The following is a 15,062-nucleotide window of genomic DNA, read 5'->3' on the forward strand; positions in this document are numbered from 1 at the left end:
GCGGCTCGAACAGTCGCCGGTGCCTATTCCCGCGGCCTCATGCGTCGACCAGGGTAAGGGCCTCGATCCGCAGTTCGACGCTGCCGTCCGGCTGGCGGTCGGGACCGGAGGCGACGGCGATGTCGGCCACTATGTGGCCAGCCAGCGTCAGCTCGGCTTCCTCGATTCCGCGAACGAGCGCGGCTGCATCTTCCGAAGGCGTATGCCCGCGGACCCGCAAGGAAATTTCATGCCGCTCACCCTCATACGTGAGCGAATACCAGTCCGTGGAGCGGAAATCGCCGATCAGGATCCGGTCGCGCGGAATGTCGGTCCGTGCCAGGATCTGGCGCAACAATCCGGTGGCGGCGCGCGACAGGGGCGGGCGCATCATCGCCCTTTCTCCAGAAAGCTGCGCACGCGATCGATGGTGCGCTGTCGAGGCTCGCGGCCCCGGCGCAGATCGAAGACGAACCGCGGATCGTTGACCGCATCGCGCCCGAAGCGCGCCGCGGCGATGTCGTTCGACTTCAGAAATTTCTCAACGTCTCTCAGTAGATACACTTGTTTGTCCCTATGATGGCATAGCGACTCGGCACGCATGCTGTGTCCCAAGCGATTTCCTACTTGTCTAGGAAAAAACCTACGCTATAACGGTTCGCATGGTTAACGATCCGCGCGAACGGCTGGAGGAATTGTGCCGCGAGCATCGCGTCGATTTTGCGACGCTTTCCAAGCTGGTCGGGAAGAACCCCGCCTACATCCAGCAATATATCCGGCGGGGCACGCCGAAGCTTCTGGGTGAGCGCGAACGGCGGTTGATCGCCCATTACTTCGGGGTCAGTGAAATCGAACTGGGGGGACCGGAAACCGACAACGCGTTCGGCCAGATGGCGGGAGGCCTGGTGGCGGTACGGCATCGGTCGGTGCGCGCCGCGGCGGGGGCGGGCAGTCTCAATGAGGATCGGGACAGCGGTGCGCGAATGGCCTTTGACCGCCACTGGCTGCGCGGGCTGACCCAGTCACGCCCCGAACAATTGTCGGTGATCCAGGTCGAAGGCGATTCGATGGCACCGACCCTGTCGGGTGGCGACGACATTCTCGTCGATCATGCCGACCGAATGGATCGGCTTCGTGATGGCATCTACGTCCTGAGGATCGACGATGCGTTGATGGTCAAGCGGCTTGCGCTCCACCCGATGGAGCGCACGGTCACGATCCAGTCCGACAATCCCGCCTATCCCGACTGGCCCGGTTGTTCGCTCGGCGAGCTCGATGTGGTCGGCCGGGTGCTGTGGACGGGGCGGCGCATCGGCTAGTTCGGCCTCGGGAAGGCGACGTTAACCCTCAATGTTGGGTGGTTCGTTCACGCCCTGGCGCTAGGAAAAAGCGCATGTCGCTTCCCTTTATCGTCGATCGCGCCGCACTCGAGGACGCCACTCGGCTGATCGACCAGCACGGGGCCGCCGCCCAGCTGAAAGCGGCGGCGATGGCCGAAGCCTCGCGCCGCAACGAGAACGTCCATCTTTTCTGCCATTGGCGTCAGATCGAGCGGGTGATCGCCGCGCTCGCAACGAACGTCGAGGGCGCCACGCGTCACTGAGGCCGCTCGCTTGAGGCACGGTTGGACCTGCGGCGGAGACGCGGAGCGCAGGGGTCGGCCTAACAATTTGCTTGGAGACGGAAAAATGCCCGCCTAGGTTGCGCGCCTATGTCTGTCTCGTACCGCCGGGGGGTTTTGGCCATGTTACTCGCCGGCGCGGCGATGGTGCCCGGTCGCGCCTGGGCGCAGGATTCCGGCGCAGAGGGCGACGTTCTCCCCCCGCCATTGGTAGAGATCGACCCCGACGCGCCCCTCGATCCGCTGCCCGGCCTCGATCTCGACTGGCCCGAGATTCGCGGCGAGGAAGCCGATCCGGAATTCGAACCGCTCGAGGATCTGCTGGCCGAAGAGGACGAGGCGAGCGCGAACGAGGAAGCGCTGCTCGAAGCCGACATTCGCGACTATCGCTGGGAACTGGTCGGTCTGCCCGACGACGAAGCGGAGAGCATCGAGACCGACTTCGATATCCTCTCTACGCTCGAGACGAGCGGCGATGCGGACAATGCGGCGCAGATCGACCGGCGGGCGCAGACCGATCTCTTGCTGCTGGAAAGCATTCTCGACAGCCGCGGCTACTATGCCGCCACGATCGACCTTTCCTATGTGCCGCAGGGCGAGGCGTTGCTGGTCCGCTACACCGTCGATCCGGGGCAGCAGTTCCGTTTTACCGACGTGCAGTTTCCGGGCCTGTCGGCAGCGCAGGACGGTGACGAGGCAGCACTTCGCGAAGCCTATGGCATCGGCGAGGGCGACGCGGTGGTCGCCGCCGACGTGATCGGGGGGACGGTCGCGCTGACCAACGAACTGGGCCAGCGCGGATACGCGACGGCGCAGCTGGGCGAGCGGCAGGTCATCATCGACTACACTACCGCGACCGCCACCCTCGTTCAGCCGGTCACCACCGGTCCGGTGGCGCGCTACGGAACGCTGACGGTCGAAGGCAATCCGCCCTTTCCTCCGCGTCATGTCCAACGGATCGCGCGGTTCGAACCCGGTGAGATCTACAATCGCGACGAGATCGTCGACCTTCGCCTCGCGCTGATCGAGACGGGACTGGTGAGTTCGGCCGTGGTCGAAACGGAGCCGCGCGAGGGCAATGAGGTGGTCGACGTCGCGGTACGGCTCGAGCCCGCACAGACCCGGACCATCGCCGCCGAGGTCGGGTTCGGCACGGGCGAGGGCTTCCGCGTCGAGGGCGAATGGCAGCACCGCAATTTCTGGAACCCCGAAGGCGCGCTCACGCTTCGTGGCATTCTCGGTACGCAGGAACAGCTCCTCGGTGCCTCGATGGTCCGTTCCAACTGGTTGCGGCGCGATCAGCGGCTGAGCATGACCGCGCTCGCGTCCAACATCGACCGACAGGCTTACGAAGCCGAGACGATCCAGCTGTCGGGCCGGGTCGAACGGGTCAGTGATTTCCTGTGGCAGAAGGAATGGACCTGGGGGGCTGGGGTCGAGCTGATCGCGACGCGCGAAGTCGACAGCCGACCGCGGCTGGAGAACGAGGATGGCGAACCCATTCCGCTGCCCGAACCGCAGCGCCTGACCTACTTCATCGGAGCGCTTCCCCTGACCGGCGAATGGGACCGGTCGAACGACCTGCTCGACCCGACCGAGGGCTTTACCGTTTCGGCTTTCGTCAGCCCCGAAGTGAGTTTTCAGGGCGACCGCGATCAGTACGTCCGGTCGTGGATCCAGGGAACCTACTACCAGCCGATCAATGACCAACTGGTGGTGGCGGGCAAGCTGAAGACCGGGACGATCACCGGCACCGACCTGCTCGAGATCGCGCCGTCGCGGCGCCTCTATGCCGGCGGGGGCAGCTCGGTTCGCGGATATGGCTTCCAGCAGCTGGGGCCGCGGGATGAATTCGGCGACCCGGTGGGCGGAAAGAGCGTGAGCGAAGTGCAGCTCGAAGCGCGCTACCGAGTCTTCGGGCAGTTCGCGGTGGTGCCCTTCGTCGACGCCGGGCGCGTCAGCAGCGATGCCTTCCCGGGCGAGGACGACTGGCAGGTCGGGGTCGGCATCGGCGTTCGCTATCACAGCAACTTCGGACCGCTCCGGGTGGATGTGGGCACGCCGTTGAACCCGCGGGAAGGCGACGGGCCGGTGGCGGTCGTTGTCGGGCTCGGGCAGGCTTTCTGACGATGGCGCGCGACGACGAGGAGATTCCCAGGAAAAGGTCGCTCGGCAAACGGGTGAGCCGACGGCTGGGCAAAGAATTGCTGACGCTGCTACTAATCCTCATCGGACTGGTGGCGGTGGGGCTTCTCCTGCTCGACAGCGGACCGGGGCATCGCTTCATCGCCGATCGCATCGCAGCCCTCGAGAACGAGGACTGCACCGAGTTTCGGATCGGGCGGATCGAGGGATCGATCTACAATACCGTTGTCCTGCGAAACGTCGAAGTGCGGGACCCGAACGGCGCCTTCGTGACCATCGACCGCGCCGAGATGGATTGGTCGCCGCTCGCCTATCTGTACCGCGACATCCATATCGACCGTCTCGCCATCGATACGCTGACGATGTTGCGGGTGCCCGATCTGTGCCCTGTCGACAGCGATCCGGACGACCCCATCCTGCCCGACATCGACATCTATATCGGCGCGCTGAACGTCGAACGGGTCGTGGTCGAGGAAGCGGTCACGGGTACGCGCCGCGAAGGAGCGATGAAGGGGCAGGTCACGCTTCGAGCGGGCCGCGCGCTGGTGGAATTGCAGGCCGCGCTCGCCGGCGGCGACCGGATCGCACTGAGCCTCGACGCGGCGCCCGACGATGATCGCTTCGACCTCGATCTCGCTTTGGCGTCGCCCGACGACGGGGTGCTGACAGAACTGGCGGGGCTCGACGAGGCGATCCGTCTGGACGTCGAAGGCGAAGGCAGCTGGACCGCGTGGAATGGCACCGCGCAAGGTTCGATCGGAGACGTGGAGGCGATCGACCTTTCGATCCTTCTCGACGCCGGTACCTATAATCTGGAGGGTCGGGTGGATCCCTCGCCGCTGGTTTCGGGAACGGTCGCGCGGCTCGTCGAGGGCGGGGTGGTCGTGGATGCCGCACTGACCTTCGAGGACAATGTCGTGGCGGGGGACGCCATGCTGACCAGCGCGGCGTTGCGGGCGGTCCTTGGTGGGGGCATCGACCTCGGCACCAATCGCTTCGTCGATCTCGACGTGGGAATGGACGTGCGGCGCCCCGATGCGCTGCTGGCCGATCTGGGTGGCGAGCGGCTGCGGGTGGTGGCGAACCTCGACGGTGCCTTCTCGACCTTCGATTACGATTATCGGTTCAACAGCCCGGTGCTGAATGTCGACGCACTGACCCTCTACGATCTCGAAGCGGACGGCAGCGGGCGATGGTCGCGCTCTCCCCGCCGGGTGCCGTTGACCGCCAGCGCGAGCCGCGTGGTCGGGCTGGGCGCCGATTTCGAGGCGATCCTGCGCAACCTGTCGCTGGACACGACGCTGGTCGTGTCCGATCGCGAACTGGTGAGCGAGAATTTGCGGTTCCGGTCGGACAAGGCCGAGGGGACCGGCGTTCTGACGATCGACTTCTCATCCGGTGCGATCGATTTCGTCCTGTCGGCCAACCTCACCCAATATCTCATTCCCGGCGTGGGCATCGTCGATGTGACGACGGACCTGAACATCGTGCCAGGCGCGGGCGGCGTCCAGTTCGAAGGCAATGCGACCGCACGGGTGCGACGGCTGGACAATCGTTTCTTTGCCGGATTGCTGGGCGGACTGCCGGTCATCGAGACGCGGCTGTCGCGCGGAGCCGATGGCATCATCCGGTTCAGCAAAACGCGGCTGGAAAGCCCGCTTCTCGACCTTTCGGGATCGGGTTTCAGGCGACGCGACGGCACCTACCGGTTCGAGGCGAGCGGGACCCACGAACGGTATGGACCGGTTACCCTTTCGATGGACGGCCGGCTGTCCCGACCGTCGGTCGATCTGGTGCTCGCCAGTCCGAACGAGGCATTGGGGCTCAACGACGTGGCCATCGCACTCCGGCCTAATGCGGCGGGTTTCTCCTATGTCGCTGAGGGTGGCAGCCGGTTCGGTCCGTTCACGTCGAACGGCAACATCCTGCTTCCGCGCGGCGGCGGGCAGGCGGCGATCGACGTCGCCGATCTGACCGTGGCGGGGTCGAGCGGATCGGGACGGCTCGCCATCGTTCCGGGCGGGTTCGACGGGACACTGAACCTCGCGGGCGGCGAGATCGGCGGCACGATCGACCTCAGCGTTCCGCGCGGACTTCGATCCGGCGAGGCGGGTCAGCGAATCGCGCTCGATTTGACTTTCGACAATGCTGCCTTCCCCGGACCGCCTGCCATCGCGGCCCGTTCGGGCACGCTCGACGGCGTGATCCTGCTGCGCGAGGCGGGGCTGAGCGCCGATTTCGATTTCGCACTCGACCGCGCGACCATCGCCGGGCTCACGTTCGACCGAGTGACCGGCAGCGGGCGGCTGGAGAACTTGGTCGGAACCATCACCGCATCGCTGGACGGAAGCCGGCAGAGCGAGTTCGATTTCGATCTCGAGGCGAATTTCACGCCCGACAGCATTTCGATTTCCGGTGCAGGGATGTTGCAGGGACGGCGCTTGGCGCTGGTCCAGCCGGCGGTGTTCCGTCAGACCGAGGATGGCTGGCTGCTGTCCGACGTCGACCTACGCTACGGCCGTGGGCGGGCCCGCGTATCCGGCCTGGCTGGCAGTGGCGGGCCGATCGACATCGCGCTGACGGGAATGCCCTTGCGGCTGGCCGACCTGATCTCGCCCGATCTCGGCCTTACCGGCACGGTCAGCGGCACGGCGTCCTACAATCCCGACACGCGCAACGGGCGGGCAAGTTTCCAGGTTCGCGATCTCAGCCGATCGGGACTGCTTCTGGCCTCGCAGCCGATCGACATGGCGGTGAACGCGGTAATCGAGGGGAACCAGGCAGGCGCACGGGTGGTGATGGAGACCGACGGACAGTCGCTCGGGCGCGGACAGGTCCGTTTCGCGCCGCTACCGTCGGGCAATATCGCCAGCGCACTGCTCGCCGCGCCGATGTTCGCGCAGATCCGGTACGACGGGCCGGCGGGGACCCTGTGGCGCCTGTCGAATGTCGAACTGTTCGATTTGACCGGGCCGCTCGACGTGGCGCTGGATGCACGAGGTTCGTTGCTGCGTCCGCGAATTTCGGGTGTGCTTCGGCTGGATGGCGCCAAGCTAGAAAGTCCGGTGACCGGCACGGTCGTCAACAATCTCGACGCGCGCGGCAGGTTCCGCGGATCGCGGCTGATCGTGGAAAGCATGACCGGCACGACGCCCGGAAACGGCCGTCTGTCGGGAAGCGGGGACTTCACCTTCCTGCCGGGCGGAATCGGTATCGACCTCGGCATCCGTGCCACCAACGCGCGGCTCCTTGCGCGCGACGATATTGCGGCGACCGTGACGGGGCCCCTTCGCATCAGTTCGCGCGGGAACGGGGGATTGATCTCCGGGAATCTCCAGCTCGACGAGGGACGCTACGCACTCGGCCGCGCAGGCCGTGTGGCCGAGGTTGCTAGCATCGAGGTGATCGAACGCGGGCTCGATCCCGACCTCATCATCGAGCAGGAGCGCATTTCGCCGTGGAGACTGGACATCGATGTGGCGGGCGGGCCGCTGTCGGTGACGGGGCTGGGGCTCGAATCGACGTGGACGACCGATGTGTCGATCGCGGGCAGTGCACTCGAGCCGCAAATCACCGGCAGCGCCGACCTGCTGCGGGGCGAGTATAATTTCGCGGGTCGACGCTTCCGCGTCGAGCGCGGCGACATCGACTTCAACGGCAATGCGCCACCCAACCCGACGATCGACGTGCTGGCGGTCGCCGACGGGGTAGGCATCGACGCGCAGGTCCGCGTCACCGGTAGCGCGCTCGAACCGCAGATCAGCTTCACAAGCCCGGGCGTTTCGGACCAGGACGAAATCCTTTCTCGACTGCTGTTCGGCACGTCGGTCGCGAACCTGTCGGCGGCCGAACTGCTCCAGCTTGGAGCCGCGGTCGCCAGCCTTCAGGACGGCGGGGGCGGGCTCGATCCCATCAATGCGGTACGGACCGCCATCGGGCTCGACCGACTGCGGATCCTGCCCGCCGACATCGCCACGGGGCAGGGGACGGCAATCGGTGCGGGTAAGTACATCACGCGGCGGCTGTATGTGGAAGTCATCACCGACGGACAGGGATATACCGCCACGCAAGCCGAGTTCCAGGTCACCAACTGGCTGGCGCTGCTGGCCGAGATCAGTTCGATCGGACGGGCAGGGGTCAATGCGCGCTATCAGCGGGACTATTGATCCTGCCCGGCCAATTTTGCGCGCCGGCGCCGCTCAATATTTCAGATAACCTTCGAGGTCTTCGCGCAGATGTTCGAGGCTGGGCGCGTTCCAGTGACTGGCCCAGGGAGACACCTTCGACGCCTCGCCGCTCTCAGCCTGATGCCGTGACAGGTAGTCGGGACGCGACCAGTTGCTCCGCAATTGCGGACGCGCCTCGGCGAGCCGGGAGATATTGAACGGCATCTCGAACCGCAGGCCCGTCTGTCCGCCCCGCGACCAACTGACATGCGCGAAGATTTCTCCGGCATTATCGAGATCAAGCAGGAGTCCGGCATCGACCGGGAAATAGACTTTTGCCTCGATCAGCGCGCCGTCCGCGGAGATATTGCGCAAGCGCACGGGATGGGTGTCGTGATCGTAATGCACCGCGCCGAACCAGATCAGCGGATGACGCCGTGCGCCGCGTTGAGCCCGATCTTCGTTTGCGATCTCCGGTCTCGAAGAGAAGACCGACGGACCGTGCGCCATGCCGTCGAGATTGGCGGCCGGGAAGCTGCGCCGAATGGTGTCGAGCAAAAGGGCATCCCGCGTGGCGGCATCGCAGCCGAACTGCGTCTCCTCGGCGAATTCCATTCCGATGCGACCCTGCTTCACCCAGCGAACGGCCGCCTCGATCTCGCCGCCGTCGCCGAGGTCGAGAATGATCGGCTCGAGATCTTCGGGCACGTAATCGCTGCCCACCATCGCGCCGCCACCCGAAAGGTTGACGAGATCGACGATGCGGCGCTCGTTATCGATCGTCGTAATGACCGCCTGTTCGGACCGAAGGCGATGCCGTTCGTCCTCGCGCATGTTGGTGAACCGGGTCTGCGATCGCGGGATCGAGATGGAGCGCAAATCCTCCTCCCGCACCGAAAGACGCTTGGCGTCGAAGGGTCGCAGCAGGGCGGGCTCCGCGCGTTCTTCGGGCGAGCCCAGTCGCAATCGTTCGCGGACGTCCTTCAAAAACAGCTCTCCCCCTACCGACACATGCCGGCAGAAGGGAAATTAAATCCGAATGGTTGCGAAGCTATTCCGCAAAAGGGTTAAGGGCGCAGTGTCCATGCGCCAAACGAAAGGCCGCGCCGACGCGGTCGGCACGGCCTTCGTGGTGACAGGTGTGGGGTCGATCAGGCGCTGTAGTACATGTCGAACTCGATCGCGCTTGGCGTGGTTTCCCACTTGAGCACTTCGTCCCACTTCAAATCCATGTAGGCGTCGATCTGATCGTCGGTGAACACGTCGCCCTTGGTGAGGAACGAGCGGTCCTTGTCGAGTGCGACGAGCGCCTCGCGAAGGGATCCGCAGACGGTCGGCACGTCGACCAGTTCGGCGGGCGGCAGATCGTAGAGGTTCTTGTCCATGGGCTCGCCCGGATGAATGCGGTTTTCGATCCCGTCGAGACCCGCCATCAGCAGCGCCGAATAAGCGAGATAGGGGTTCGCCGTCGCGTCGGGGAAACGGAATTCGACGCGCTTCGATTTCTCGCCCGTGCCATAGGGAATACGGCATGAGGCCGAGCGGTTACGGCTGGAATAGGCCAGCAGCACCGGTGCTTCGAACCCCGGGACGAGGCGCTTGTAGCTGTTGGTCGAGGGGTTGGTGAAGGCGTTGAGCGCGCGTGCGTGCTTCACCACGCCGCCGATAAAGTAGAGCGCGGTGTCGCTGAGCCCAGCGTAGCCGTCGCCCGCAAACAGCGGATTGCCGTCCTTCCAGATCGACATATGCACGTGCATCCCGCTGCCGTTGTCCTTGGCGATGGGCTTGGGCATGAAGGTTGCCGACTTGCCGTAGGCGTGCGCGACCATGTGCACGACATACTTGTAGATCTGCATCCGGTCGGCGGTTTCCAGAAGGTTGCCGAACGTAAGACCCAGTTCGTGCTGTGCCGGCGCGACTTCGTGGTGATGCTTGTCGCAGGGGAGGCCCATTTCGAGCATGGTCGAAACCATTTCGCCGCGAATGTCGCTGGCGCTGTCGACCGGCGCGACGGGGAAGTAGCCACCCTTTTCGCGCGGACGGTGCGCCATGTTTCCGCCGTCGTAGGTCGTGTTCGAGTTGGACGGCAGTTCGACGTCGTCGAGCTGGTAACCGTTGCCTGCATAGCCGTTATGGAAACGCACGTCGTCGAACATGAAAAACTCGGCTTCGGGGCCGACGTAGATCGTGTCGCCGATACCGGTCGTCTTGAGGTAGTTCTCGGCGCGCGTTGCGGTCGACCTGGGGTCACGCGCATAGAGTTCGCCCGATCCCGGATCGACGATGTTGCAGAAGATGACCAGGGTCGGCACCGCCATGAACGGGTCGACATAGACCGCGTCGAAGTCGGGCTTCAGGATCATGTCGCTTTCGTTGATTGCCTTCCAGCCGGCGATCGACGACCCATCGAACATAAAGCCGTCGTCGAGCATGTCCTCGTCGAGCGCCTCGGCGACCATCGAGAGATGCTGCCATTTTCCCTTGGGGTCGGTGAAGCGCAGCTCCACATATTCGATTTCCTCATCGTCGATGCGCTTGAGGATGTCTTTCGCTTTCGCCATTTTCCGTGCTGCCCTTCGCTATTGAATGCCTGCCGACGAGCGGGACTCGCCGTTCATGGGCAAGATGTTTCGGACGCGGGGCAGGTTCCGACAAGCGCGATGGCCCGCGCGGTCAATATTTCACGCCGGTGTATTCAGCCACGACCTCAGACAGCGAGAAACTCGCTCCAGTCCGTCGTCGCAACCAGCACTTGCGCGCCGAAAAAGGATGCGACCAGCGCCCAGTCGGCGGCGTCGGAAAGCAAGCGTGACATGCGCGTCTCCTGAACGAGGAATCCACGCAAACTGCCCGATATCCATGGGCAAACGGTCAAGGGAGATAGTTAAGAGACTCTTAACTAAATAATTCTGTTTGCTCGTAAAATGTTATGAATTAATGGCCGGCAAACGATGCTCGGAGAATCTCCCATGTCCAATGCCACCCGCACGCGATCATACGTGCTGACGACGCCCGAGGTCGCAGGCGATCTCGTCGTCGCGCGCCCGGGAGATCGGGAAGGCGACGAGGATTCCGGGCAGATTCCCTATCGCGAGAAGCGCCGTTTTTACGTTCCGGTGCCGGCGAAATATCTTTTCGCGTTGGTAGTTGGACTGGCGTGGATGGTCTTCTCGATCTGGGTGTCCATTCCGTGGATGACCGATCTGGCAAGCTATGTGACATGGCCCGTGTCGATCGCGATCCTGACGCTGGTCGCTTTTGCGCCAGGCTTCATGAACGCCTTCCTGATCACGTCTCTGCTGATGGATCGCCGGCCGCAGCGCTATCCTCTCACGACCTATCCCGGCGTATCGATCCTCGTGGCCGCCTATAATGAAGAAGGGACGATCGCGACGACGATGGAATCGATCGCGCGTGAGCGCTATCCCGGCCCCGTCGAAGTTTTGATCCTCAACGACGGTTCGAAGGACGACACCGCCAATGTTGCGAGCGCGGCCCGAGACCGGATCGACTTCCCCGGCAACGCGGCGGTCAGGATCTGCAACTACGAACAGAATCGCGGCAAGGCTGCTGTCCTCAACGAAGGGCTGAAGGAAGCGAAGCACGACCTGATCGTGACGATCGATGCCGACACGCTTCTTCGTCCCGACAGTCTGACCAAGTTGGTCGAACGGTTGATGGCCGATCCCGACAATACGATCGCTGTCGCGGGGGCCATCCTTGTCGGGAATTCGCGGGAGACCGCGATGGCCGGCTTGCAGGAATGGGACTATTTCCACGGGATCGCGGCGGTAAAGCGGATGCAGTCGATGTATCATGGCACGCTCGTCGCGCAGGGCGCCTTCTCGATCTACTATCGCGATGCACTGCTGGAGGTCGGCGGCTGGCCCGAGACAGTGGGTGAAGACATCGTCCTGAGCTGGGCGCTGCTCAAGAAGGGATGGCGTACCGGATACGCCGAGGATGCGGTGGCCTTCACCAACACGCCCACGTCCTTCCGTCAGTTCGCCAATCAGCGTCGCCGATGGGCTCGCGGACTGGTGGAAGCGTTCAAATATCACGGCAGTCTGCTGTTCAAGCCGCGCCTGCGGACGATGTTCATCTGGTGGAACCTGCTGTTCCTCCCGATGGATCTCATCTTCACGTTCGTTTTCATTCCGGGCGTGATCCTGGCGCTGTTCGGCTATTATTTCATCGCCGGGCCGATGACGCTTCTGACGCTGCCACTCGCCGCCTTCTGGAATATCGTCATCTTCCGCATTCAGAACCGGATGTTCCGCGAACAAGGTTTGAAGGTGCGTCGCAATTTCGGCGCGCTGTTCGGCTATATCCTGTTCTACGCCTTCATCATGCAGCCGGTCTCGCTCTGGGGTTATGTCTCCGAGCTTGTCGGACGTCAGAAAAAATGGGGTACCAAATGACCTTCGGTCTTCGCCTGGCGGGCCTGAGCGCCTGTCTGATCGCCGCACCCGGCACCGCTCTCGCACAAGATGACCAGGATGGTCCCGACCATGCCGTCGGCGCCAGCGTGATCTATTCGACCGACGCCGACGAAACGACAGTGGTGCGCATCGGCCTCAATATCGATGCGCTCTATACCAGCCCCGACGATTATGTCGGTGTCCGCGTCGAGCGCGCCGACTATCGTCCCGAAGGCCTCGACGGCGATACGGACGAGCGTTTCTATCTGCGGGTCGCCAAGCCGATCGGCGACTGGCAGTTCCGCGCCGAGGCCGGGACCGACGGTCGCACCGCCATCGGCGCGATCGCCGTTCACAACCGCGATCCGGTGCGGGTCGAGGCATTCGTCGAGCGCGATCGGCTCGAGACCCCGCTCGGGATCGCGCTGGAACGCTACACCACGTTCGGCGGCGCGGCGATCGACCTTCCGTTCAACGAGGAGCAGACGACGCAGGTTACCCTGCTCGCGGGACTGCAGGATTTCGAGGACGAGAATCTTCGCCATCACCTGCGCGCGAACTTCATCCAGGTCGTGAAGTCCGACTGGGGCCTGAGTGCTCAGTTGCGGACGCGTTACTTCGGCAACAGCGAGCCGCGCGCGCTCGATTATTATTCGCCCGAGTGGTTTGTCGAAGCCATTCCGGTGCTGCAGATGCGTCGTTTCTCAGCGGGATGGCAATATCTGGCGGCGGCGGGGTGGGGCGCCCAGCGGGACAGCGACAGCGACTGGCGATCGGCACGCCTCCTCAACCTGCGTATGATCAGTCCGCAATATGGCGAAGGATGGTCGGTCACCGGCGATCTCGTTTATTCCAACCAGCCGATCACCGACAGCGAGACATACGATTATCTGCGCATCAGTTCGGGCGTCACGCGCGCGTTCTAGGCTCAGTGTGCGCGGCGTTGCGCAGAGAGCAGCATTCGCAGCAGCATCGCGACCGGGCGGGGTACGCCGACCTTTCCATCGAGCCACAGGCTGACGGAAGAACGGGAAACCCCGATCGCGCCAGCAAGATCGGACTGGGTACGATAGCCAAGCGCGCGCATGATGCGGCGCAACTCTTCAGGTGGCATGGAGGCCAGGCGGGGGTCGCGATCGTCGTCGGTCATCGGTGCCAATCGTCCTGCCGGAAAAAGTCCGGCCACTGCCTGTCGTTAGGATCGTTGTTCAAGAAGGAAGGCGGGTCCGGGGTCAAGCCCGCGGTCAAACGTCGCGACTTTCAAAGCGCGTCCATATCGCGGTCGCCCGTGCGGATGCGGACGGCCTGTTCGACGGGCGTGACGAAGATCTTGCCATCGCCGATGCGGCCGGTTCGGGCGGCATTCTCGATCGCTTCGATGGTCCTCTCGAGCTGGTCCTCGACGACCACCACCTCGATCTTCAGCTTGGGCAGGAAATCGACGACATATTCGGCGCCGCGATAGAGTTCGGTATGACCCTTTTGGCGCCCGAAGCCCTTCACCTCACTCACGGTCATGCCGCTGACGCCCACATCGGTCAGCGCATCCTTCACGTCATCCAGCTTGAAGGGTTTGATGATGGTTTCGATCTTCTTCATGGCGTGTGTTGTCGGCATTTTGTGCCTGTTCGGCAAGGGCGATGCGTCGCTGAAGCAGCAAAATCGCCAGCAGCGCGACGGGTACGGCGACGACTTTCGCGATGGCGAGTGCGGCCGCGACGACCAGAACCCGTTCGACGATTGTCAGCCGACCCCAGTCTCGCCACACGAGGCTGGCAATGCCCAGCAACACGACTGCCATGTCGTATGCGAAGGCATAGGGCAGGATCAGGAACGTCGCCGTCGCCAACGGAAAGACGAGCACCTTGAACGGCAGCTTCACCAACGGTGCGATCAGTACCAGCGCGGCGATCGAGAATGCGATCTGGGCGGGCCAAGCGAAGGGCGTGCCGCGAAACCAGACGTAGGCCGACGTCATCGAGCCGAAATATTGCTGCTCGCTGTCGGTCAGAAGGATGCGCGACTGCATCCACAAACCGTCGGTCAGGAACGCCTGAGTGAGACCGAACGCCAGTTCGGCGACGACGAGCAATCCGAGAGCGACCGCGCAAGCGACGAGGATCATGCGCCACCGTTGCTGGACCGCCATCGCGAGTGCGAGGAGGATGCCGACATGGGGCTTGATGGTCAGCAATCCCGCCGCCACGCCGGAACCAGCGAAGGCGAGCATCCACAGTCCCGCAGTGTAGAGCCCATACTGGCCGTTGGGGATCGAGACCATCGCGGGGAACAGGAAGAGCCAGGGCCAGGGAAAGGTGATGTGACGCCGCGCGGCCAGTACGAAGAGCAGCGCACCGCCCACGTGCCACAGCCCCAGAGCGAGGAAATAATCGAGTTGCGACAGAGGCGCGCCGAGCAGGTAGACGGTCGGCGGGTAGGAACTGTTCTGACCCGCGACAATCCCCAGTTCCTTCAGTTCGCGCTGATAGACGGAGACATCGTAGATCGCGACATCGTCGAGCACGAGACGACCGCCGAGATAGAGGTTGGTGAAGTCGCGACCGAACCAAGTCCCCCCGCCATCGAGCAACAGGCCGTCGCGATAGAACCAGTCGCCAAGGGCATATTGAAACGCCGGCAGGCTGATGAAAACGAGCAGCGCCGCCCATGCGATCAGGGGCGGCGGCCGGTTCTCCCGATCCGGCGCGAAGCGCTCGTCCTCCACCACGT

General features: G+C 63.8%; 13 protein-coding genes. 6 read left to right on the plus strand and 7 right to left on the minus strand.

Annotation, left to right across the window (positions count from 1 at the left end; genetic code table 11):
• Nucleotides 1–37: 37 nt before the first annotated feature.
• Nucleotides 38–370 carry a hypothetical protein gene (locus tag WJT74_RS02335; RefSeq protein WP_343346383.1) on the minus strand — a complete coding sequence of 111 codons (333 nt, stop codon included), beginning with the start codon at nt 368–370 and terminating at the stop codon, nt 38–40.
• Nucleotides 370–543 (minus strand): hypothetical protein, encoded by a 174-nt coding sequence (locus WJT74_RS02340; protein ID WP_343346386.1) that lies wholly within the window; start codon nt 541–543, stop codon nt 370–372. The genes WJT74_RS02335 and WJT74_RS02340 overlap by 1 nt, the downstream gene beginning before the upstream one ends.
• A 98-nt stretch (nt 544–641) precedes the next feature.
• Here WJT74_RS02340 and WJT74_RS02345 point away from each other — a divergent pair, with 98 nt between their 5' ends.
• From WJT74_RS02345 to WJT74_RS02360, 4 genes are all read left to right on the plus strand, one after another.
• A complete protein-coding gene (locus WJT74_RS02345; protein ID WP_343346388.1) occupies nt 642–1,298 on the plus strand; it encodes a S24 family peptidase in 657 nt (218 codons plus the stop codon).
• A 74-nt stretch (nt 1,299–1,372) separates the two neighbouring features.
• The gene (locus WJT74_RS02350) at nt 1,373–1,582 is read left to right on the plus strand and encodes a hypothetical protein (protein ID WP_343346390.1); all 210 of its coding nucleotides are present in this window, start codon (nt 1,373–1,375) and stop codon (nt 1,580–1,582) included.
• 141 nt (nt 1,583–1,723) lie between these two features.
• The gene (locus WJT74_RS02355) at nt 1,724–3,727 is read left to right on the plus strand and encodes an autotransporter assembly complex protein TamA (protein ID WP_343346393.1); all 2,004 of its coding nucleotides are present in this window, start codon (nt 1,724–1,726) and stop codon (nt 3,725–3,727) included.
• 2 nt (nt 3,728–3,729) lie between these two features.
• Complete coding sequence (locus WJT74_RS02360; protein ID WP_343346394.1) at nt 3,730–7,911, plus strand: translocation/assembly module TamB domain-containing protein; 4,182 nt, start codon at nt 3,730–3,732, stop codon at nt 7,909–7,911.
• 33 nt (nt 7,912–7,944) lie between these two features.
• On the opposite strand, the gene WJT74_RS02365 is transcribed toward WJT74_RS02360, so the two are convergent.
• Nucleotides 7,945–8,898 carry a hypothetical protein gene (locus WJT74_RS02365; protein ID WP_343346396.1) on the minus strand — a complete coding sequence of 318 codons (954 nt, stop codon included), beginning with the start codon at nt 8,896–8,898 and terminating at the stop codon, nt 7,945–7,947.
• A 164-nt stretch (nt 8,899–9,062) separates the two neighbouring features.
• The gene (glnA, locus tag WJT74_RS02370; protein ID WP_343346399.1) at nt 9,063–10,472 is read right to left on the minus strand and encodes a type I glutamate--ammonia ligase; all 1,410 of its coding nucleotides are present in this window, start codon (nt 10,470–10,472) and stop codon (nt 9,063–9,065) included.
• 408 nt (nt 10,473–10,880) lie between these two features.
• Between glnA and WJT74_RS02375 the strand changes: the two genes are divergently transcribed.
• Nucleotides 10,881–12,332: a glycosyltransferase gene (locus tag WJT74_RS02375; RefSeq protein WP_343346402.1), complete on the plus strand. Its 1,452-nt coding sequence runs from the start codon at nt 10,881–10,883 to the stop codon at nt 12,330–12,332.
• The gene (locus WJT74_RS02380; RefSeq protein ID WP_343346404.1) at nt 12,329–13,258 is read left to right on the plus strand and encodes a hypothetical protein; all 930 of its coding nucleotides are present in this window, start codon (nt 12,329–12,331) and stop codon (nt 13,256–13,258) included. The genes WJT74_RS02375 and WJT74_RS02380 overlap by 4 nt, the downstream gene beginning before the upstream one ends.
• Nucleotides 13,259–13,260: 2 nt before the next feature.
• Here WJT74_RS02380 and WJT74_RS02385 read toward each other — a convergent pair whose 3' ends face one another.
• From WJT74_RS02385 to WJT74_RS02395, 3 genes are all read right to left on the minus strand, one after another.
• Nucleotides 13,261–13,482 (minus strand): helix-turn-helix domain-containing protein, encoded by a 222-nt coding sequence (locus WJT74_RS02385; RefSeq protein WP_343346407.1) that lies wholly within the window; start codon nt 13,480–13,482, stop codon nt 13,261–13,263.
• A 110-nt stretch (nt 13,483–13,592) separates the two neighbouring features.
• Nucleotides 13,593–13,931: a P-II family nitrogen regulator gene (locus WJT74_RS02390; RefSeq protein ID WP_343346410.1), complete on the minus strand. Its 339-nt coding sequence runs from the start codon at nt 13,929–13,931 to the stop codon at nt 13,593–13,595.
• Nucleotides 13,888–15,057, minus strand: coding sequence for a glycosyltransferase family 87 protein (locus WJT74_RS02395; RefSeq protein ID WP_343346413.1), 1,170 nt, complete (start codon nt 15,055–15,057; stop codon nt 13,888–13,890). Before WJT74_RS02395 ends, WJT74_RS02390 begins: the two co-directional genes overlap by 44 nt.
• Between the last annotated feature and the right edge of the window lie 5 nt (nt 15,058–15,062).

Origin of the sequence: Sphingomicrobium sp. XHP0239, assembly GCF_039555325.1 — a bacterium.
In the GTDB taxonomy this organism is placed as follows: Bacteria; Pseudomonadota; Alphaproteobacteria; order Sphingomonadales; family Sphingomonadaceae; genus Sphingomicrobium; species Sphingomicrobium maritimum.